Annotated in this window: 16 protein-coding genes; 10 read left to right on the top strand and 6 right to left on the bottom strand. The window is 56.3% G+C overall.

The features are described from left to right. Positions 1–9: 9 nt before the first annotated feature. Positions 10–1335 carry an HslU--HslV peptidase ATPase subunit gene (gene hslU, locus JYB85_RS02185; RefSeq protein WP_207380855.1) on the top strand — a complete coding sequence of 442 codons (1326 nt, stop codon included), beginning with the start codon at positions 10–12 and terminating at the stop codon, positions 1333–1335. A 108-nt stretch (positions 1336–1443) separates the two neighbouring features. Here the strand turns inward: hslU and JYB85_RS02180 are convergent, their stop codons facing one another. The 3 genes from JYB85_RS02180 to JYB85_RS02170 all read right to left on the bottom strand — a co-directional run bounded on the left by JYB85_RS02180 (position 1444) and on the right by JYB85_RS02170 (position 8059). Further along, positions 1444–4908: a S8 family serine peptidase gene (locus tag JYB85_RS02180; RefSeq protein WP_207380854.1), complete on the bottom strand. Its 3465-nt coding sequence runs from the start codon at positions 4906–4908 to the stop codon at positions 1444–1446. A gap of 221 nt (positions 4909–5129) precedes the next feature. After that, entirely contained in the window at positions 5130–7337 is a 2208-nt protein-coding gene (locus JYB85_RS02175; RefSeq protein ID WP_207380853.1) for a tetratricopeptide repeat protein, read from the bottom strand. A 5-nt stretch (positions 7338–7342) separates the two neighbouring features. Further along, positions 7343–8059 (bottom strand): response regulator transcription factor, encoded by a 717-nt coding sequence (locus JYB85_RS02170; protein WP_207325301.1) that lies wholly within the window; start codon positions 8057–8059, stop codon positions 7343–7345. A gap of 395 nt (positions 8060–8454) precedes the next feature. On the opposite strand from JYB85_RS02170, the gene JYB85_RS02165 reads away from it, so the two are divergent. Both JYB85_RS02165 and JYB85_RS02160 read left to right on the top strand, forming a co-directional pair. After that, positions 8455–9327, top strand: coding sequence for a hypothetical protein (locus tag JYB85_RS02165; protein WP_207380852.1), 873 nt, complete (start codon positions 8455–8457; stop codon positions 9325–9327). A 141-nt stretch (positions 9328–9468) separates the two neighbouring features. Further along, positions 9469–9660 (top strand): hypothetical protein, encoded by a 192-nt coding sequence (locus tag JYB85_RS02160; RefSeq protein WP_207321784.1) that lies wholly within the window; start codon positions 9469–9471, stop codon positions 9658–9660. A 12-nt stretch (positions 9661–9672) separates the two neighbouring features. Here JYB85_RS02160 and JYB85_RS02155 read toward each other — a convergent pair whose 3' ends face one another. Continuing rightward, positions 9673–11586: a diguanylate cyclase domain-containing protein gene (locus JYB85_RS02155; RefSeq protein WP_207380851.1), complete on the bottom strand. Its 1914-nt coding sequence runs from the start codon at positions 11584–11586 to the stop codon at positions 9673–9675. Between the two features lie 266 nt (positions 11587–11852). On the opposite strand from JYB85_RS02155, the gene JYB85_RS02150 reads away from it, so the two are divergent. The 4 genes from JYB85_RS02150 to JYB85_RS02135 all read left to right on the top strand — a co-directional run bounded on the left by JYB85_RS02150 (position 11853) and on the right by JYB85_RS02135 (position 16908). After that, positions 11853–12437, top strand: a complete 585-nt coding sequence (locus JYB85_RS02150; protein ID WP_207380850.1) for a histidine phosphatase family protein — start codon at positions 11853–11855, stop codon at positions 12435–12437. Between the two features lie 95 nt (positions 12438–12532). Continuing rightward, positions 12533–13810 (top strand): Xaa-Pro dipeptidase, encoded by a 1278-nt coding sequence (locus JYB85_RS02145; RefSeq protein WP_207380849.1) that lies wholly within the window; start codon positions 12533–12535, stop codon positions 13808–13810. Positions 13811–13895: 85 nt separating this feature from the next. After that, on the top strand, positions 13896–14276 hold the full coding sequence (locus tag JYB85_RS02140; RefSeq protein WP_207321780.1) for a gamma-butyrobetaine hydroxylase-like domain-containing protein: 381 nt from the start codon (positions 13896–13898) through the stop codon (positions 14274–14276). 304 nt (positions 14277–14580) lie between these two features. Beyond that, a complete protein-coding gene (locus JYB85_RS02135; RefSeq protein ID WP_207380848.1) occupies positions 14581–16908 on the top strand; it encodes a M4 family metallopeptidase in 2328 nt (775 codons plus the stop codon). Between the two features lie 68 nt (positions 16909–16976). Here JYB85_RS02135 and JYB85_RS02130 read toward each other — a convergent pair whose 3' ends face one another. Then, the gene (locus JYB85_RS02130) at positions 16977–17501 is read right to left on the bottom strand and encodes a hypothetical protein (protein WP_207380847.1); all 525 of its coding nucleotides are present in this window, start codon (positions 17499–17501) and stop codon (positions 16977–16979) included. Between the two features lie 107 nt (positions 17502–17608). On the opposite strand from JYB85_RS02130, the gene ubiD reads away from it, so the two are divergent. The 3 genes from ubiD to JYB85_RS02115 all read left to right on the top strand — a co-directional run bounded on the left by ubiD (position 17609) and on the right by JYB85_RS02115 (position 20292). Continuing rightward, entirely contained in the window at positions 17609–19090 is a 1482-nt protein-coding gene (gene ubiD / locus JYB85_RS02125) for a 4-hydroxy-3-polyprenylbenzoate decarboxylase (protein WP_207380846.1), read from the top strand. A 46-nt stretch (positions 19091–19136) separates the two neighbouring features. Then, entirely contained in the window at positions 19137–19835 is a 699-nt protein-coding gene (gene fre, locus JYB85_RS02120; protein WP_207321776.1) for an NAD(P)H-flavin reductase, read from the top strand. Positions 19836–19971: 136 nt separating this feature from the next. Then, positions 19972–20292, top strand: a complete 321-nt coding sequence (locus JYB85_RS02115) for an antibiotic biosynthesis monooxygenase family protein (RefSeq protein ID WP_207325291.1) — start codon at positions 19972–19974, stop codon at positions 20290–20292. Between the two features lie 75 nt (positions 20293–20367). Here JYB85_RS02115 and JYB85_RS02110 read toward each other — a convergent pair whose 3' ends face one another. Further along, the gene (locus tag JYB85_RS02110) at positions 20368–20658 is read right to left on the bottom strand and encodes a helix-hairpin-helix domain-containing protein (RefSeq protein ID WP_207380845.1); all 291 of its coding nucleotides are present in this window, start codon (positions 20656–20658) and stop codon (positions 20368–20370) included. Between the last annotated feature and the right edge of the window lie 222 nt (positions 20659–20880).

The following is a 20880-nucleotide window of genomic DNA, read 5'->3' as shown; positions in this document are numbered from 1 at the left end:
GGAATTCCCATGTCTGAAATGACCCCACGCGAGATAGTCCACGAGCTGGACGCCCACATCATAGGTCAGCAGAAGGCCAAGCGCAGTGTGGCCATCGCCCTGCGCAACCGCTGGCGCCGCATGCAGCTCGACGCCGCCCTGCGCCACGAAGTGACCCCGAAAAATATCCTGATGATAGGCCCCACGGGTGTCGGTAAAACCGAGATCGCCCGTCGCCTGGCCAAGCTGGCCAACGCCCCCTTTATCAAGGTGGAAGCCACCAAGTTCACCGAGGTGGGCTATGTGGGTAAGGAAGTGGAGCAGATTATCCGCGACCTGACCGACGTGGCGATCAAGCTGACCCGTGAGCAGCAGATGAAGAAATGCCGCACCCGCGCCGAGGAAGCCGCCGAGGAGCGCATCCTCGATGCCCTGCTGCCCAAGCCGAAAAGCGACTGGGACTCTTCCAGCGAAGACAGCTCCAACACCCGTCAGGTGTTCCGCAAAAAACTGCGTGAAGGTCAGCTGGATGACAAGGAAATCGACATTGAGATGGCCGCGCCCCAGATAGGCGTGGAAATCATGTCGCCACCGGGCATGGAAGAGATGACCAACCAGCTGCAGAGCCTGTTCCAGAACATGGGCCAGGCGCCGGCCAAGCGCAAAAAGCTCAAGATCAAGGACGCCCTGAAGCAGCTCACCGAAGAGGAAGCTGCCAAGCTGGTGAACCAGGAAGATCTCAAGGAGCAGGCCATTGAACTGGTGGAGCAGCACGGCATAGTCTTCCTCGACGAGATAGACAAGATTTGCAAACGCGGTGAAACCTCGGGCCCCGACGTATCCCGTGAAGGGGTGCAGAGAGATCTGCTGCCACTGGTGGAAGGCTGCACGGTCAACACCAAGCACGGCATGGTAAAGACGGACCACATACTCTTTATCGCCTCCGGTGCCTTCCAAATGTCCAAGCCCTCGGATCTGATCCCCGAGCTGCAGGGGCGTCTGCCCATCCGGGTCGAGCTGGATGCCCTGTCGGCCGATGACTTCAAGCGTATCCTCACCGAACCCCACGCCTCGCTGACCGAGCAATATACGGCACTGATGGCCACCGAAGGGGTGAAGGTTGAATTTACCGCCTCCGGCATTGAGCGTATCGCCCAGGCTGCCTGGCAGGTTAACGAGCGCACCGAGAACATCGGTGCCCGCCGCCTGCACACAGTCATGGAAAAGCTGATGGAAGAGATCTCCTTCGAGGCCTCGGACAAGTCGGGTTTCAGCTTCACCATAGACGCCGACTATGTGAACGCCCATTTGGATAACCTGGTGCAGGACGAAGACCTGAGCCGCTTTATCCTGTAAAGCCATTCCCAATAAAAAACCGGGCCTGGGCCCGGTTTTTTTATGTGCCCACGCAAGGGACAAAAAAGCCGCCTTCCAAGGAAGGCGGCTGTGTCTTTTCACAAAGACTTACTGCTTATTGCGTCCTTTGGTGCTGGTTTCAGGCGTGAAATTAACCACTTCTGAACAGGCATTGTTGCCCTGCTCACACACCTGGTAGCTGAAGTTGCCGGCAACGCTTCTGAAACGGTCGGTATAGCTGCCGTCATTGCGGGTGCTGGCAATCAGCTGGCCATCACGGTAAATATCCACCAGGTTGCTCTTGGAACCGGACCAGGCCAGATCCACAACCACCCGGTCACCGCTTACCACACCTGAGCCTATCAGACTCACAGGGGCTGCCACTGAGACTGTGTGGGTCACGCTTTGGCTGTCACCGCTGTTATCGGTAACGGTCAGGGTGACCTGGTAGCTGCCACCTGTGGCATAGCTGTGGCTTGGGTTGGCCAGGCTGGATATCTCACCATCACCGAAGTCCCAGAGCCAGGTCACAACCGCACCATCAGTGTCTCCGGACTGGTCACTGAAGTTCACATCCAGACCGGCGGCCGTGAAGCTGAACTCAGCGGTCGGCAACTGGTTGACGGGCGCAGGGTTAACGGTCAGAGAAACTACCGCTTCACCGGACGCATTGGCGCTGTCGGACGCGCTGGCGGTTACAGTGTGGCTTCCCACGCTCAGTGCCGTGGTACTGAAGTTGGCACCGTTGCCGATAACGCCGTCAAGGTTGGAAGACCACACCAGGGTGTTGGTGACATCACCATCTTCGGCATCGTTGGCAGAGGCCACGAAGGTCACCAGATCACCTTCGGTAAAGCTGCTGCCACCAACAGGGTCGCTGATGCTGACCACAGGCGCGGCGTTAACCGGGTTGCTGCCGCTGCCGTCATGGGTAAAGCTCAGTTCCCAACGGTTCAGCCAACCGGAGTTGTTGCTCCATTCATCCTTGATGATCAACTGCCAGATGCCTGTGGCAACTTCACCGTTGAATTCAACCGGGAAGAAGGTCTTCACCAGATCACGGTAGTACTCACCGCTTGCTTTGCGATCAAAAATCTCAACCCGGGTACCGTTTGGAGACACCAGATGGATCAGCATGTCGTTGGCAAAACTGTGTTGAATATCAACGAACAAGCTCATGTCGCGGATCTTGACCCCCAAGGGCACTTCGATTTCGGCGATTACTGTAGCCATATCAGGGAGTGGTTGACGCGTAGTGTCCTCGTAGGAAACAACGGTGCCGTCACTAACAACATACAGAAAGAACTCACGGCTGCTGGTCACACCCTGACTGTCAGTGGCAGTCACAGTGATCTGGTGGCTACCCTGGCTCAGATCTGCGCGGGTGAAGCTGCCACCAGTGCCAATCTGACCGTCCAGGCTGGAAATCCACACCAAAGAGGCACGCACATCGCCGTCTTCAGAGTCCTGGGCGTCGGCCACAAAGTGAATGGCATCGCCGGGCAGGTACAGGGCATTTGCCAGGTTCTGGCCCAGGGTCACAGTGGGAGGCAGGTTGGTACCTGGCTGCGAGCCACCGGTCACATCCATACTCCAGCTGTTAAGGGTGCCCACATCCTGACCGGCTGTATCGGCAACCTTGAGGATCCAGTCACCGAAAGCGTCTTCCAGGTCGAAATCCTCCAGCGGGAAGCTGGCCACCAGGTTGTCGGCACTGCCACCGGTATGGTTGTGCAGGGTGACTGTACGGCCACTTGGTGAGGTCAGGGTCACGATCAGATCGGCAATGTAAGAGTGGGTGATATCCACATTCACAACCAGATCCGTCAGGGTCAGGTTCATCGGCACATTGATGATACTACTGATACCGTTGGCATCATTGTCCGGAATGGATACCTGAGTGGTGTTGCTGTAGGTAGTGCTGAAGGTACCGGCAGGATATACCAGCAGGCTGACATCAATACTCTTGGTGATATCACCGTCCACCGCATTGATGGTGATCACGTGGTTGCCCAGCGCAGTGTTTGAGTCTGTGGTTACCGTCATGGTCGTCATACCATCGGCAGGAACCGTGGTATTGGAGAAGCTGACCGCGGCATTAAGGCCAGCCGGCACTTCAGCGCTGAAGGTCGCGTTGCCGTTATAACCACCCACGGCATTCATATCAATATCGAAGAAGGTGGGTGAACCCTGGTTAACGGTACGGCTGGCTGGACTCACCAGCAGGTAGTAACCCGGACCACCGGCACCGGCCATGTTCAGGGCGCTTTCCACGTTCAGGCGTTTACCGGAAACCGTCTTGCCTTCGAGGGCGGCGTTGGGATCCCCTGAGGCCATCAGAATGTTTTTCACATCGGCTGTGGTCAAAGATGGATCGGCTGCCAGTACCAGCGCCGCGGCACCGGCCACGTGTGGTGTTGCCATAGAGGTACCGCTCAGACTGCCGTAGGTACCTTGAGCAGCAGGTACAGTGGACAGAATGCCCGAACCGGGAGCGCCCATGTCAACGGTATTCAGACCCCATTGGGAAAAACTGGACATGGCATCGGTACTGGTGGTTGAGGCCACCGCCAGTACGTTGGGTACATCATAATTCGATGGCCAGTTCTCATTGACATCGTTATCAACGGCGTCGTTACCGGCGGCGGCAACGAACAGCATGCCGGCATTGTCGGCGGCAGCAATGGCATCTTTCAGTGCCTGACTGAAGGCACCGCCACCCCAGGAGTTGTTCAGTACGCGGATGTTCACGCCGCGGTTTTTCATGTCGACCATGTAATCGAGACACTGGATAGCGTCAGCCGTGGTGCCCCCCTGACCGCCCAGGAAAGAACAACCAATCATGGAAGTGTTCCAGTTCACCCCTGCCACACCGGCACCATTGTTTCCGGTGGCACCAATGGTCCCGGCCACGTGGGTACCGTGGTAATGGGTATCCATGGGATTGCCGTTATCATTGATGGCGGAGATACCATGGATATCGTCGATGTAGCCGTTGCCGTCGTCATCGATACCGTTATCCGCAACTTCGTTGGGGTTGGTCCAGATATTGTCACGCAGGTCCGGATGAGTGTAATCAAAGCCGGTGTCAATCACGCCAACCACCACGTCCTTGGTACCCATGTTCATTTCCCAGGCCTTTTCGGCGCTGATCATGGGCATACCCCACAGCTGACCGTACAGCGGGTCGTTGGGCACCACGGAAGGATGGAATCGCAAGTTCAGCTCGGCAAACTCCACATGGGGGTTGTGCTTAAGGCGCTCAATCACCGCCTTGGGATCAACGCCAATAGGCAACTTCAGTTCTGCGAGGCGTCCCTTGGCGATATTGCGGAAGCGATCGTCAACGCCGTCGTCATTCTTGTCCTTGAACGAGGCACCCAGCAGGTTGGCGAGTTGCTTGCGCTCGGCCTTCTTGGCGCTTTCCTTGAATTTGACAATTACGGAGGATGGCTCGAAATCATCTTTGGCTTCGAGCTTTTTGGCCGCGAGTGTTGGTGCAGACACCGCCATCAGCGATGTTGACAGCATCGCCAGCGTTAAGCGGCTTAAGCGGATGTGTGGCTTTCTCATTTGTGTTCTCCTGAGGTTCAGAGCGCACTATATGTAATGTTTGTGTATGCGCTCAGACACAATTTAGTCACACAAAAAACAAAATGCAAACAAAAAGTCACTTTTTGAACAGTGAAACTGCAACAAAAGACTGAATGGGTGGCGTTCAAGAGGACGTGATTGCGGTCAAACCACTGATTTGTATGTTTTCACACACTTTGCGGAAAGGGGGCTATATGTGGTCAGCGGGGCCAAATTAATTTAAAGCGAGCACCACCCAAGGGGCTGTCACTGACTTCGATATGGCCGCGGCCATTTTCGGCCAGCCGGCGGGCGATGGCCAGACCCAGGCCGACGCCGCCGGTGGCTCGGGTACGACTGGGATCGAGGCGGACAAAAGGTTCAAAGATCCTTTCCCGCTCCTCCTCTGGCACCCCGGGGCCATCATCATCAACCACTATGCTGATATGCCCGGGCTCAACGGAGCAGGCTATTTGCACCTGCTCACGACTGTATCTGAGCGCATTGGAAAGCAGGTTATTGATAAGCCACTCAAAGTGCTTCTTGCTGGCCATGATCTGCAGCTCGGGGCCGACATTGCTCAAGCCCACCTGTTTATCCGGAAACAAGGGTTGCAGCCTGGCCACCAGGGTTTCCAGCAAGGGGGCCAACTCAATGGCCTCCGCCGGCGCCCTTCTGGGGCTGCCTTCGGCCTTGATGAGTTTCACTATCTCACGGATAAGCTCATCCAATTCTTCCAGCCCTTTGAGGATCCTGTCTTCAAGCTGAGGCCTTTCGCCGGCATCGGCCTCAAGCAACATATCAAAGGCCAATTGCACCCTGGCCAGGGGGGCCCTGAACTCATGTGCTACCGCCTGCATTAAGTTACGTTGCATCAGGATGGCACGCTGCAGGGCGTGATTCACTCTGGCTTGGCTGTGGCGCCCGTAAAGCAGCAACAAAATAGCTGCCAGGGCCACCAGAGCCACAATCCAGATATTGCGGGTGAAGCGCTGCTGCCGGATCACCTCATCCTGCAGTGCTTTATCCCGCTCCAACTGAGCTATCTGCCGCTGCCGCTTTTCATCTTCGAACGAACTGCGCAGCCAAGCCAGTCGCTCCTGGGACGCGCTGTTGAACAGGGCGTCATTGATGCTTTTAAATTCCTTGTGACTGGCCAGTGCCTGGCGAAAATCCCCTTTGCGTTCATAAATTTGTGCCAGTAACGCATTGGCATCCCTGAGCTGGGTTCGATCGCCGCTGGCCAATGCCTGCTGCAAGGCCTGATTGGCTCGCTCCAGGGCAAGATCCCCAAGCCCCACCGCAAGAAAATAGTCGGCCAGGCGCAAGCGCCCCTCCGCCTGCAGTGCCACCAGACCAAGACGATCGGCTATGGCCAGGCCACGCTCCAGGTAGCGCCTGGCTTTTTGGGGGTCGCCCTGAGCAAGATGTAATTTGCCCAGACTGAGCAAGGCTTCGCCGGTGATATTGCCGTCATTCAGTTCTTCGCCATAGGCGAGCGCCCGCTCCATATTGGTCTTGGCGGCGTCGTATTGCTGTTGTTTTTGATTGACCGTGCCCAAGGCATTCAGTGCCTGGGCCATGCCTGTCTTGTCACCCAGAGCTTCGAATCCCGCCAGGCCGGTTTGCAGTTGTACCTTGGCGGCCTTGAGATCGCCTATATGTTCATAGGTAATGCCGATGTTGTGATGCAGCTCGGCAATGCCGGGTCTGTCATCCAGTTGCTCCCGGATCCTGAGCGCCTGTTGCTGATTTGCCAGTGCCTCGCCAAAATCGCCCAGGGCAGCATAGATACCAGCGATATTATTCAGCGCCGTGGCCAGGGGCCGCTCCTCTCCCAAACCACTGTGAATATCCCTGGCCTTACTGAAACATTCCAGAGCTTGCTGATACTCGGCCTTGTCACTGTATATCAGGCCCATGTTGATGTAGGTGGTCGCTTCGAAAGACGGCTTGCCAAGCTCCTTCGCCAGCGTCAGAGCTCTCTGGTAATAGGTCAGGGCCTTATCCAGTTGACTCTGGCGCCAATAAATCAGCCCGGTCACATTGAGGGGGACCACCAGCAGGGTCTGATCTGTTTGCGTCTCGGCCACAGACAATGCCTGCTCCCCCAGGCGGGCCGCATCGGTAAACTGACCCAGCATCATCTTCGCCCAGGCGAGATTACTGAGCGCCATCACTTCCGCTTCAGCATCCGGCGACTGCGCCAGTAAGGCCAATGCCTGCTCACCGTATTCCAGGGTCTTTTGCGGTTCTTCGTTTCTGGACGAGGCGGCCAACGCCAGCAGGGCTTCAATCTTCTGACTCTGGGGTGTGGGGGGCGCAACCTGGGTCTGGCTTTTGTCCGAGGGCAGTAGCAATAACAGCAAAATCAGCGTGATCCCTATCCCCAGCAGGAGCCATTGGTGGCGGGACATTGCTGATTTCATTGCAATCACTTCACTGTCAAAACGTAGCCTTGGCCACGCATGGTTTTAATGAGCACCGGCTCCCTGGGATCGTCCCCCATTTTACGCCTCAGATGCGATACCCTGAGATCTATGGTGCGGTGAGTACTGTCGTATCCCAACTCCCTGAAGTGATCACAAATCGCATCCCTGTCCAGGGTCCGTCCCGCGTGCTTGGCCAGCAACCACAGCAACTCAAATTCGGCTATGGTCAGTTCCAAAGCGGTTCCGTGCAGACTGGCGCTGCGGGCAAGCTTGTCCAGGCGCAGTCCATTGACCACTAGTTGCACCTCGGTGTTGACTACCGCCGGCTCCTGTTTCAGGTTCTCCAGCAGCTCGTAGCGTCGCAACAGACTGCGGATCCTGGCCAGCAGCACCCGCGAACGCACCGGCTTGGCGATATAGTCATCGGCCCCGGTTTCGAGCCCGGCCACTTCGTCGATATCATCCCCCAGACCGGTGAGCATAAGTATCGGACCCGGATAGCTGGCCCGCACTTTGCGACAAATAGACAGGCCATCAAGCTCGGGCAACATCACATCCAATACCACCAGGCGCGGACGCTCCTCAATGATCCGCCTCGCGGCTGCCGCACCGTTGGTCTCGGTTCTGACCTCAAAGCCATTCTTGCCGAGGAAGTCGCTCAACAGTTCTGTCAATTCCTGATCGTCGTCGACCAGAAGGATAAATTCATTTAAGTCCATGATTTCAAGCTCGCAGCTTCCATAAACTTGATTGTATGTAATTATTTACAAAATTCAAATGGTGTATGTTGCCGGTGACCAATGAGTCACGAATAATCAAGACACCCTGTCCGGAATTCGCAGCAACAGCCAAGCCACATGCCATTGGCCAACATTCAACAACCATCATCTGCCTTCAAGGCTGTATCAGGTAAACGGCTTTTGCCATTGCTTTTATGCCGCCTTTCCCAGCCTATTTGATCAAGGCTTCAGGATTCAGTCGCAGCGGAAGAAGCCATTTAAATTGGTTTATTGTTTGATATGACATGTATAAACAAGCAAAGAAATATAGCAGCCTTTATCCAATATATTTGCTCCCTGAATGTGTTATATAACTGGTAAAGGTCAGCAGGATAATGCCGCGAATCGAAATGAACATCTTGTCCTCAACAGATACAGCGCTATTGCGAAAGTCCACCGAAGATGCGGGAATGCGCCGATTGGCCATCGTCTATCATCTGAAAATCAGTGATACCCCTGCCTATGAATCATGGTTAAGAGAGAGTCAGGGCAAATTTGGCTGTAAAAGGTTATTTCGAGTTAAGGCGGATCCTGTTGCCCGTGAAGGCATGTTGCTGGATGAAATTATCATTGACGAGTTTTCATCGCCCCGGTCGGCTTTAATGTTTTTGTCGGTATATTCAGAAGCCCTGCAAAAGGCTTGCTCTGAACATGCAATACTTGTAGTTAAGCCGGAACCTTGGATCAAGTTTCGTTTGGTCAAATTTATCTCATGGCTTATTCGATTATTCAAAGCAGTCAGTGATAAGGGTATACCTACTGCAACCTGGAAGGCCGAGAATACTTCAATATGGCCTGATGAAGACCAAATGAAGGTTGCAAGGGAGCAAGCACTTGACGAGCCACTCTACGTCTACAACCTCAATAAATATAAACCTGAGGCGGAGTACAAGGATTTTACCGATGGCGACACAAAGATAAGCGGCAAAGCAGCATATGAGCGTTATGCCAAGATTGCCGGTTTTGAATTACTTCGCAGAGGGGCATACCCGGTCTATGGTGGCGAACCCATTTGTCTGTTTGCCAATAGTGAAACCTGCATGCTAACCGACGACTGGGACCATTTTATATTTGTGCAATATCCCCAGCGCAGAAATCTCCTGGCTATGATTGAAAGTGCTCAATTCCAGAATGGCGAGGCCCATCGCGATGCAGGACTGGAACGAGTTGCTGTTTTTATGACAAAAATGTCTGACACGACAAATTAGCCCAATGCCACTCCCTGTGAGCTATATTTCAGCGGCTATTTGCTACTCCATGCTCTTTAGTGATTGCGAAGCATCGAACATTGCAGCAATCCCAAGACGCAGTGGAGGTAAGATAAGCATTCATTAACCAGGGAACAGGCCATGAACAAAGACAAGCAAGAACAGCAATTCGCTGCCAGGGAAAAAGCCATAGGTGTCGGTATTAGCCTGGGTGTGGTGGTGGGTGTCGTCATAGGGCAGTTCGCCGATGATCTCGGGTTGTGGATCGCCATCTGCCTGGCGGTCGGTGCCGGCATCGGCGCCGTGATTGCCGAGCGCCTGGGCGGCAACTGACTGACGAGCCGCTTACATCAGCTGATAGATCTGATAGCCGTCCGCGGCGGAACTCTTGGCCTCATACATGGCCTGATCGGCGGCACGGATAAGTCCGCTGGCATTGTGGCCGTGGTCGGGATACAGGCTTATACCCACGCTGCAACTGACATGGATCTGCCGACCTTCGATGTGGAAAGGCTTCTGCACATTGTCGATGATCTTGCGGGCTATCATGGCCGCGTTTTCTTTGGATCCCACATCTTCGACTATGATGGAAAACTCATCGCCGCCATGGCGCGAGACTATGTCATGGCTGCGGACCGTGGTGGTCAACCGCTCGGCTACGGCGGCCAAAAGTTGATCACCCACATGATGACCATAGCTGTCGTTCACCGGTTTGAACTTGTCCAAATCGATAAAGAAGAAGGCGCAGCGGTTGCCGCTGGCCTTGGCCCTCTCCAGTGCCTTGGTCACCAATTCCGAATAGAAGTGTTTGTTCACCAGACCGGTTAAATGATCGTAACGGGCCAGATCCCAGAGCTTGCGCTCCTGCACCACCCGCTCACTGATGTCGACAAAAATCGCGACGTAGTACAACAAATCACCGGCATCACTGGCCACCGAATTGATGCTGCCGAGCACGGGAACGCTTTGCTCCTGCCGCTTCAGTAACTCAGCATCCCCCTGCCAATAACCCTTTGTCTGCAACAGTTCACTGATGGTGGCACCATTGGCGGTAAACAGGCTATCCAGCCGTCGCCCAAGTAAAGACTCCTTTGCCAAGCCGGTCAGCTCGCAATAGGCCTGGTTCACCCGGATCACTTGCCCGTGACCATCGGTGATCACTATGGCGTCGCGGCTGCCTTCCAGGACGCTGGCCGACAGGCGCAGTTGCTGCTCCACCTCTTTCTTCAGCGTCTGATCCAGCACAAAGGCTATGCCCTGGTCACTGTGACCATCAAACAGGGCGCCGCCCACATAGACCGGCACCCTGTGGCCCTCTTTATGAATAAACTCCTTTTCAAAGGGGGTGCAATAACCCTCCCGTTCAATCTGCATCATGGCGGCCGCATCAGCATCGTGAAATTCCTCCGGCGTGATGTCCCGCCAATTGAGACACCCGGCGTTCATCTCCTCACGGCTATAGCCGAGCATATTGAGAAACACATCATTGGCATCAAGAACACCACCATTGGCATCCCAGTCGAGGATCCCCAGCAGATCCGATTGCAACAGGCTGTTAAGCCGGTTCTGGCTGAAACGCAACTGCACCTCTGTGTCATTGAGCCTTTGGGTGATGCGCCGCGAAATATACAGGGCGATACCTATAAGGAAGACCAGTGAGAAAACAGAAACATACAAGGTGACCTGCTTGACCCAACGGGAACCGTCGCTGAGCACCCCGGAGAAATCTATTTCCAGCCGATTGAGTTTGCTGTTCAGTTCGTTCACCCGCTGCTGTAACAGCTGCAACATGTCGTCATCGCCACGCTGGTGAGCCTGGAAGGCAAATTCTCCCAATTGCTGCAATCTGGCAATTTCTTCATCGGCCTCGGTCCAGATGGCAATGGCCTCGCGCATATAGGAGACATGTTGAAAATAAAGAAAAAAGCTTATCAGACTATCGATATCATCCGGGTGGTTGCCCCCGGCGAGAAACCCCGCCCTGGCGGCGGCAAGGTCCGGTGGCGTTTGCTGCAACGCCAATCGCGCCTGGCGATCCCCCAGATTCACACTCAGGCTCCTGCTGAACTCCCGGTAAATGGCTTCATCATTGGTGTCCACATACCTGTGCAGCAACATGACCGAGTCTTTTTCCGCCTTGGCCCACAGGCCCTCGCCCTGAACGTAGGTGCGCACCCCGTTGATCACTTCGGATTGGAACAGCCCCAGCAGGAATACCAGTATGCTGACACTGGAAAGCAGCAGGATGATAAGTTTCACCTGGCTTTTCATCGAGGCAAGCGTCTGATGCCTCTTTTCCGAATGGAACAAATTCAATAGCGAAGTCCTTGTGTACTTTTATCCCTTGGAGCCGAGCAGCCCCATGAAATTATATTCTATACACACCTTCCTGCACGGCGCGTCAGCAAGCTTGTGCAAAATTGTATCTTCTTGGCCTGCACTGCAATCTGTGGCCCGGCTTGAGCCCCCCATGACTTCGGGTTACATTGCCAACCTTTGTCATCGACTGTTTTTACCCCCTTCTTATGCCTCAAGAGATCTACATACTGCGTCACGGCCAGACCGAATTTAACGCCGATGGCAAGCTGCAGGGGCACTGCAACTCGCCGCTGACCGACCTTGGCCGCGCCCAGGCCAGGGCCTACGGCAAAACACTGGCCAATCCCCCCTGTGACACAGCTGGCTTTCAACTGCTGTCGAGCCCCCTTGGCCGGGCCATGGAAACCGCTGCTTTGGTTGCAGCCGAGCTGGGCTTGGCCAGAGCAGCCATAACTCAGGAGCCACGACTGATGGAAGCCGGACTCGGCGAGTGGGAAATGGCCCGCATTGCCGACATCCACGCCGCCCATCCGATACTTGCCGGCCGCAACGATTGGTATCTGCAGGCGCCGGAGGCGGAAACCCTGACGGCGATTCGGGCGCGGCTGCTGGATTGGCTGCAAGATCCCGCCACACCGAAGCGGGTCATCATAGTAAGCCACGGGATCACCACTGTGGTATTGCGCGGCCTGCTGCTGGGACTGGATGACAGCGCCATGTGGCGCCAGGACAAGCCACAGGATGCCTTTTACCATTTTGCCAACGGCGCGATGGCGCGCATTGGCTGCTGACCGGCCCAATAGCCAGCAAACAGGCCATGGGGTATGCTGGCCGCGGCTGTACTTTTGACGACATACGCTGAATAAAACAAAAAGAGAACAATAAAATGAAAACGAAAACCCTACTGCTCTCCGGGCTGATTTCCGGCCTGTGTGGGCTGACAAGCACAGGCTTACATGCCGCCACCTATATCACGGCCGATGCCATGCTGGACGTGGCCAGTGGCAAGCTGATTGAGCAGCCGGCGCTGCTGGTCGATGGCGACCGCATAGTCCAGGTTGGTACCCGAAGCAGTCTGGCCATGCCTCAGGACGCCGAGCATCTGGATTTGGCGGGTAAAACTCTGCTGCCGGGACTGATGGACATGCACGTGCACCTGTCGAGCGACGCCGAGGACAACTTTCTTGAATCGCTCAACTATTCGGTGCCCAGACAAACCGTAAAAGCGGTCAAAAATGCAGAACGCACCCTGATGGCCGGATTCACCACGGTGCGGGATCTGGGGGATGCCGGTTACAGCGTGATCGCAGTGCGCGATGGCATCAATGCCGGTGAAATTGTCGGCCCGCGCATCTGGAGCGCCGCCAATGCCCTGTCCATTACCGGCGGCCATTGCGATGACAACTTCAGCGCCCCGGAAATGCATTCGGTCTCCGGCGGCGTGGCCGACGGCCCCTGGGCGGTGCGGGCCAAGGTGCGGGAAAACATCAAATACGGCGCCAATACCATCAAGATTTGCGCCACCGGCGGGGTCTTTTCCAAGGGCACCAAGGTGGGCATACAGCAATACAGTGAAGATGAGCTGCGCGCTGCCGCCGAAGAAGCCCACCAGCGCGGGATGATCATCGCCGCCCATGCCCACGGCACCGGCGGTATCAAGGCCGCCATCCGCGCCGGCATCGACAGCATAGAGCATTGCAGCTTTATGGATGACGAGGCGGTCAAACTGGCGCTCAAACACGGCACCTTCCTGTCCTGCGACATCTACAACACCGAATACACCCTGGCCTTCGGCGCCGCCAACGGGGTGCCACAAGAGAACATCAACAAGGAAAAGCAGGTGTCCCAGGCCCAGCGCGACAGCTTCCGCCTCGCCGCCAAGGCCGGGGTCAAGATGGTGTTCGGCAGTGATGCCGCCATCTATCCCCACGGTGACAACGGCAAGCAATTCAGCACCATGGTCACCTTTGGCATGAGCCCTTTGCAGGCAATTCAGGCTGCCACCATCAACAGCGCCAGTCTGCTGCAACAGAAAGAGCTGGGGCAGCTGAAAGCCGGCTTCCTGGCGGATATGATTGCCGTCGATGGCAATCCCCTGGAGCAGATCTCCCTGCTGGAAAAGGTCAGCTTTGTGATGAAGGACGGTAAGGTGTTCAAGGGCTGAACCCGGTTGTGCTCAAGCGCCGGATAAGGATCTGCCCTTGTCCGGCGATTGGGCTTACAATGAGCAGGAACACACAGGAGCGTCCATGAACAGTCCCACAGTCACCTCACTCAAGCTGAAACGTAAGTCCAGGTTGCTGGAAATCGGTTTTGATGACGGCAGCAGTTTTGAACTGAGCTGCGAGTTTCTGCGGGTTCACTCCCCCTCGGCCGAAGTGCACGGCCATGGCCAGCCCGTGCTGGTGACCCATAAGAAAGACGTCAATATCAGTGCAATTGAGCCCGTGGGCAACTATGCGGTCAAGTTGGTATTCGACGATGGCCACAATACCGGCCTGTATTCCTGGCAGGTGTTGCATCACCTGGCCAGCCACCAGCAGCAGCTGTGGCAGGACTATCTGGACAGGTTAAAGGCAGAGAAGGGCTCCAGGGAGCCACTGATCGCCATGAAAATCAGCTACCGCTGACCCAATGGCCGGCCATAGTGCCGGCATGGCCCCTCAAAAGCGCTACCACACCAGAGCTTTGACTCAAAACCAACACCAAAGCAGCATAAAAACCTCAAATAATGCCTAAATTTTAGTGCATTAGTATAATTGCTGCCCCGTCGGCAGCCTCCTAGTATTGATCCCCGCACCCTCTGCGGTGCCTGTGCCGGACAGCCAGCAGTCCTGGTTCGGCACAACCCATCTTAGCCTTTGTATTATTTGGGTAAAAACTTTTATCACCGGCACAGGTTCAACCTGCTGCCACCAAAAGGAATACTCTACAATGCACAAACAAAGACTCACACTGCTGTTTTTGGCCGTTTCGGCCACCCTGGCTACCTCGGCGCATGCCGCCAACCGCGTGGATGTGACTGCCCTCAGGCACGCTTCATCCAACGCCGATATCAACCGTATGCTGCCTCTGGAGGCCGGACAGGAATTCCGCACCAGCCGCCAGGTTTCCCTGGGCAAGGGCCACAACAAGGAAAGACTGCAACAGTATTTCCATGGCGTCCCCGTTTATGGTTTCAGCATAGCGGCCGACCGCTCAGAAATGGGCATCTACAGCAACCTTCAGGGCCAGATGCTGGCCAACATCGATAAGGATGCCGACTTCGTCAAACCCAAACTGCAGGCCAAACAGGCCATAGCCAAGGCCAAGAGCACCAAGGCAGCTCCCGGCGCCGCCGCAGTGAAAAGCCGTAACGACAAGGCGGAACTCTTTGTCTTCCTCGATGACAATGACGAACCCAGGCTGGTGTACCAGGTGTCCTACCTGGTGGACGGCGCCGAGCCCAGCCGCCCCTTTAGCCTGATAGATGCCCACAGCGGTGAAGTACTCAAACGCTGGGAAGGTCTGAACCATGCCCTGATAGGCACGGGCCCAGGTGGCAACCAGAAGACAGGTCAGTATGAGTACGGCACAGACTATGGCTATCTGGATGTGGCCGAGTCGGGTTCTACCTGCACCATGAACAGCCCCAACGTCAAAACCGTCAACCTCAACCACGGCACCTCGGGCACGACGGCCTTCAGCTATACCTGCCCCCGCAATACGGTCAAGAGCATCAACGGTGCCTACTCGCCGCTGAACGATGCCCACTACTTTGGCAACGTGGTCTACAACATGTACAGCCAGTGGTACAACACGGCGCCACTGACTTTTCAGCTGAGCATGAGGGTGCACTACAGCAGCAACTATGAAAACGCCTTCTGGGACGGCCAGGCCATGACCTTCGGTGACGGGGCCACCACCTTCTATCCCCTGGTATCCCTCGACGTGTCGGCCCACGAGGTCAGCCACGGCTTCACCGAACAAAATTCGGGTCTGGTCTACAGCTCCCAATCCGGCGGTATCAATGAAGCCTTCTCCGACATGGCCGGTGAAGCCGCCGAGTACTTTATGCGCGGCAGCAACGACTGGCAGGTGGGGGCCGACATCTTCAAGGGCAATGGAGCCCTGCGCTACATGGACGACCCGACCCGCGATGGCCGCTCAATCGGTCACGCCGATGACTATTACGAAGGTATGGACGTGCATTACAGTTCAGGGGTGTTCAACAAGGCCTTCTATACCCTGGCCAATACCAGTGGCTGGGATACCCGCAAGGCCTTCCATGTGTTTGTGGTGGCCAACCAGTTGTACTGGACGGCCAACAGCACCTATGTCTCCGGCGCCTGTGGCGTGAAGAGCGCCGCTACGGATCTGGGCTACAGCACGGCCGATGTGGATGCGGCCTTTGCGGTGGTGGGCGTGAGTCCCTGTAACGATCCCGGCCCGGGCCCGGATCCCGAGGCTCAGGTACTGACCAATGGTGTGGTCGTCAGCAATCTCAGCGGCAGCAGTGGCAGCAAGCGCTACTTCACCCTGGATGTACCGGCCGGCGCCAGCAACCTGGTGTTCAATATGTCAGGTGGCAGCGGCGATGCGGATCTGTACGTCAAGTTCGGCTCCGCGCCCACCAGCACCAGCTACGACTGCCGCCCCTACTCAGGTGGCAACAACGAAAGCTGCCCCATGAATCCCGCCAACGAAGGCACCTATTGGGTGATGATCAACGGCTACAGCAGCTACAGCGGCACCAGCCTGGTGGGCAGCTTTGACGGTGGCGGAGTGCCAAATCAGGCCCCCAGCGCCGGCTTCGATGCAACCGGCACTGACGGCCAATACAGCTTTGCCAGCACCTCAAGTGACAGCGACGGCCAGATTGTGTCCTGGAGCTGGGACTTCGGTGATGGCAGCAGCGGCAGCGGCGCCAATGTCAGCCACAGCTATAGCGCCAGCGGCAGCTACAGCGTGACCCTGACGGTAACCGACGACTATGGTGCCAGCGCCAGTGCCACCCAGGCAATTGATGTGGTATTGCCTGCCATAGAGATGGACCTGACCGTCACCCGCGCCACCTTGTCGCGCCGCGGTGTCGCCCGGGTCAATCTGGAGTGGACCGGTAACAGCAGCAGCTACGATATCTACCGCAATGGCAACCTGGTGGGCTCCACCACGGTCAACAGCTTCAGCGATCGCTTTGGCGCCTCAAGCGGAGACAGCGTCACTTATCAGATCCATGCTGCGAACGGCGCCCTGTCTGATATGGAAACCGTAAGCTTCTGAGCCCGACCCCAATAAAAAAGGCGCCCCTGTGGCGCCTTTTTGTTGACCGTGATAACCGGCTGATGAGCCTATGGCTGTTCCTGCGGCACCGGCAGATATTGTTCGCTCACCCAGTCGTAACGGTAATAAATACCTTCCCATTCATACAGAGGCTGGCCATCGACTATCCTCACCCTGGCGTTGGCGGGCAGACTATCGCGTCCTTCCACTCGCTCAATGGGTCCCAAAGTGCGTCGTTCCGGGGCAGGATAACTGGGCAGCGGTTCACTGGGCTGCGGATAGGTAAGCACTCTGGGATCTATATAGAGGTCATTTTCCCAATAGGGCCATGATGAACGCCAGGGATCGTAGCGCCAGGGGTAGTTACTCCAATACCAGCCCAGATTGATGCCGTAGCGCCAACCACTCCTGTGATGCCTATGGCCCCGGTGTCTGTGCTCGTCCCGCCAGTGGACCTCATCCCAGACCCGGTTGGTGCCCAGGTGCTTTTCGCCCCTGTGCTCACTGCCGGCCTCCGGAGACTTGGCCGCCAAAGAAGCACCGACCAGCAGGGTCAGCAACAAGCAAATTACTGTCAATATCGGATGTTTCATTTCGGCCTCCCCACCCGCGGGCGTGCCCCGGCCATGGTTTTCGCCGGAAGCCATTAATGATATAGTGCGCGCCACTTGAAGGTTTTGCAAATAGAGGCCATTTCCAAATGAGTTTTAAGGATTTACGCAGCTTCATCGCGCACCTGGAAGCGAACGGTGAGTTGAAGCGCGTCAGCTATCCGGTGGATCCTCATCTCGAAATGACCGAGATTTGCGACCGGGTGCTGCGTGCCGGCGGCCCGGCGCTGCTGTTTGAACAGCCCAAGGGCCACAGTATGCCTGTGTTGGCCAACCTGTTCGGCACCCCCAAACGGGTCGCCATGGCCCTGGGCAAGGAAGATCCGCTGGCGCTAAGGGAAGTGGGTGAGCTGCTGGCCTTTTTGAAAGAGCCCGAGCCGCCACGGGGCTTCAAGGATGCCCTGTCCAAACTGCCGCTGTTCAAGCAGGCACTCAATATGCCGGCCAAAACCGTCAGCAAGGCTCCCTGTCAGGAAGTGATCCTGACTGGCGAAGAGGTGGATCTGACCAAGCTGCCCATCCAGCATTGCTGGCCCGGCGATGTGGCCCCCCTGATGACCTGGGGTCTGACCATCACCAAGGGCCCCCGGCAGAAACGCCAGAATCTGGGGATCTACCGCCAGCAGCTACTGGGCAAGAACAAGCTCATCATGCGCTGGCTGTCACACCGTGGCGGCGCCCTCGACTTCAAGGATTTCCAGGAACAGCACCCAGGTGAAAACTACCCTGTGGTGGTGGCCTTGGGCAGCGATCCGGTCACCATACTCGGCGCCGTCACTCCGGTGCCGGACAGCATGAGCGAATATGCCTTTGCCGGACTGCTGCGGGGCGAGCGCACCGAAGTGGTCAAGGCCCTCTCCTGCGATCTGGAAGTGCCGGCCACCAGCGAGATTATCCTCGAGGGCTACATAGCCCCCGGCGAGATGGCCGAGGAAGGTCCCTACGGCGATCACACCGGCTACTACAACGAGACCGACAGTTTCCCCGTGTTTACCGTGACCCACATCAGTCACAGGAAAGACGCCATTTACCACAGCACCTACACCGGGCGGCCACCGGATGAGCCCGCCATGCTGGGGGTGGCGCTGAACGAGGTATTTGTACCGATACTGCGTAAGCAGTACCCTGAAATCGTTGATTTTTACCTGCCACCCGAGGGTTGTTCCTACCGGATGGCGGTGATCTCCATCCGCAAACAGTACCCGGGCCACGCCAAGCGGGTGATGATGGGCGCCTGGTCCTTCCTGCGCCAGTTTATGTACACCAAGTTTATCGTGGTGGTGGATGATGACGTCAATTGCCGGGACTGGCAGGACGTGATCTGGGCCATCACCACCCGTATGGATCCCATCCGTGACACCCTGATGGTGGACAACACCCCCATAGACTATCTGGACTTCGCCTCGCCGGTTGCGGGCCTGGGCTCCAAGATGGGCCTGGATGCCACCAACAAGTGGCCGGGAGAAACCCAGCGCGAATGGGGTACGCCAATAGTCATGGATCCCCAAGTTAAACAAAAGGTTGACGAGATCTGGGACCAATTGGGCATAGACGACAGCCCTACCCTATAATCAGCCAACAAGCATAAAAACACCCGAAGAGGTATAGAGAAACCAGATGAACAGCATCCGTTGCAGAATCGAGCGCGTCACCCCCTTCAATGACGCCGTCTACCAGGTGATCCTCAGCCCCGAGACTCCGCTGGAGTTCAAGGCAGGCCAATACCTGTGTGTCGTCATGGGAGAGCAGGACAAGCGCCCCTTTTCCATCGCCTCTGCCCCGGGTGCCGAGCAGCTGGAACTGCACATAGGAGCCGCCATCACCGAAAGCTATCCGATGCAGGTGGTGGAGCGGTTGCAGAACTCGACTCACATAGACATTGAAGCGCCGGGCGGCGAAGCCTTCCTGCGGGAAGAGAGCCACAGACCCAGGCTGATGGTGGCCGGCGGTACCGGCTTCTCTTACATCAAGAGCCTGGTGGAGCGCCAAATAAGCCTGGGACAAGAAATTGAAACCATGCTCTATTGGGGTTGCCGCACCCGCGATGCCATGTACTATGAGTCCATCGCCCGCGAGTGGCACAACAACTTCCCCTGGCTGCATCTGGTGCCCGTCATCGAAGAAGCCGCCGAAGATTGGGATGGCAAGACCAACAACCTGCTGGCACAGATCAAGGCCGACTTTATCAGCCTGGTGGGCTATGACATCTATATCGCCGGTCGTTTCAACATGGTCGGCGCCGCCCGGGAGCAATTCCGTGAAATGGGGGTGGAAGAACAACACCTCTACGGTGATGCCTTCGCCTTCATCAAGTGATCTTCCGACCCCGGCCAAGGCCGGGGTCTTGCTTTAAGCCATTACCGGCTCACAAATTCAGAATAAAACCTTTTCCTTGAGTGCCTTAAGCCAGCAGATAGGCTAGTCTTTGTCTGTCTGAAAAAAGGAGCATTCCATGATAGCCGTGATTTTCGAAGTGATACCCACGCCGGAAGGCAAAGCAGAATACCTGCACGTGGCCGAAGAGATGCGCAAGCATCTGGAAGGTCGCAAGGGCCTGATTTCCATTGAGCGTTTTCAAAGTCTGACCGACGAAGGCAAGGTGCTCAGCCTGTCATTCTGGGAAGATCTGGCCTCCATCACCCAGTGGCGCAATCAGATGGCCCACAGCATAGCCGCCGAAGCCGGCATAGTGCCCTGCCTGTTTGAATCCTATCGCATCCGGGTCGCCGAGGTGCTGCAGGATCACAGCGAAACCGTGGCGGTTGCCGAATAGGTTTATTGCCTGAGCATCTGCCTTCCAGGCAGGCTCCAACCATTGAAAAGCCCGCAATGTGCGGGCTTTTTTAGCTTATATGCGCGGCATTCTGGCCTTGCGCTCGGCGGTAAAGTCCCACCAGGGCAAGGCCGGGCCGCCATCCATAAAACTGGTGAGCGACATAAACACATCCAGCACACAGGGATCGTGGCGTACCCCGGTCAAATCACAGAGTTCGATGTAGAGGGTGAAGGGATCTTTGCCACATAGCTGCTCGGGCTTATCTATCCCCAGCAGACGCAGATCGGCGGCGGTGGCCTCGCCGACATTGGGTAAGTCCGTCAGCGTTTGCAGCTTGTTGCGATCGACCTTGGAGGGCTTCATTGGGTTTCCTTGCCTTGAATGCGCTGGCCTATTGTCGATGAGCACCAGTTTGCTGTCCAGTCGGCAGCAATTCAGCAACAAGGGTGAGTTTTTTAGCCAGCGCGCCTCACCATAAACCACTGTGCAAAAAGACGTTACTGGGCGCCAGCCCTTGACTGGTAAGGCTTTGACGCTATACCCAGGTTAGGGTTGGGTGTTTTTTAGGCTATTCTCAAATTGCTG

This window comes from Shewanella sedimentimangrovi (assembly GCF_017354965.1).
GTDB classification, from domain to species: Bacteria; Pseudomonadota; Gammaproteobacteria; order Enterobacterales; family Shewanellaceae; genus Shewanella; species Shewanella cyperi.
Note: the sequence above shows the minus strand (reverse complement) of the source record. Positions and strands in the feature narration are given on the sequence as shown.

Excerpts from the sequence above, each read along its gene's own strand:
- JYB85_RS02110 (WP_207380845.1), bottom strand. The coding sequence starts at position 20,658 with ATGAAGCCCTCCAAGGTCGATCGCAACAAGCTGCAAACGCTGACGGAC.
- JYB85_RS02115 (WP_207325291.1), top strand. The coding sequence starts at position 19,972 with ATGATAGCCGTGATTTTCGAAGTGATACCCACGCCGGAAGGCAAAGCA.
- JYB85_RS02140 (WP_207321780.1), top strand. The coding sequence starts at position 13,896 with ATGAACAGTCCCACAGTCACCTCACTCAAGCTGAAACGTAAGTCCAGG.
- JYB85_RS02165 (WP_207380852.1), top strand. The coding sequence starts at position 8,455 with ATGCCGCGAATCGAAATGAACATCTTGTCCTCAACAGATACAGCGCTA.
- ubiD (WP_207380846.1), top strand. The coding sequence starts at position 17,609 with ATGAGTTTTAAGGATTTACGCAGCTTCATCGCGCACCTGGAAGCGAAC.
- JYB85_RS02145 (WP_207380849.1), top strand. The coding sequence starts at position 12,533 with ATGAAAACGAAAACCCTACTGCTCTCCGGGCTGATTTCCGGCCTGTGT.
- JYB85_RS02175 (WP_207380853.1), bottom strand. The coding sequence starts at position 7,337 with ATGAAATCAGCAATGTCCCGCCACCAATGGCTCCTGCTGGGGATAGGG.
- JYB85_RS02160 (WP_207321784.1), top strand. The coding sequence starts at position 9,469 with ATGAACAAAGACAAGCAAGAACAGCAATTCGCTGCCAGGGAAAAAGCC.
- JYB85_RS02135 (WP_207380848.1), top strand. The coding sequence starts at position 14,581 with ATGCACAAACAAAGACTCACACTGCTGTTTTTGGCCGTTTCGGCCACC.
- hslU (WP_207380855.1), top strand. The coding sequence starts at position 10 with ATGTCTGAAATGACCCCACGCGAGATAGTCCACGAGCTGGACGCCCAC.
- JYB85_RS02130 (WP_207380847.1), bottom strand. The coding sequence starts at position 17,501 with ATGAAACATCCGATATTGACAGTAATTTGCTTGTTGCTGACCCTGCTG.
- JYB85_RS02150 (WP_207380850.1), top strand. The coding sequence starts at position 11,853 with ATGCCTCAAGAGATCTACATACTGCGTCACGGCCAGACCGAATTTAAC.
- fre (WP_207321776.1), top strand. The coding sequence starts at position 19,137 with ATGAACAGCATCCGTTGCAGAATCGAGCGCGTCACCCCCTTCAATGAC.
- JYB85_RS02180 (WP_207380854.1), bottom strand. The coding sequence starts at position 4,908 with ATGAGAAAGCCACACATCCGCTTAAGCCGCTTAACGCTGGCGATGCTG.
- JYB85_RS02170 (WP_207325301.1), bottom strand. The coding sequence starts at position 8,059 with ATGGACTTAAATGAATTTATCCTTCTGGTCGACGACGATCAGGAATTG.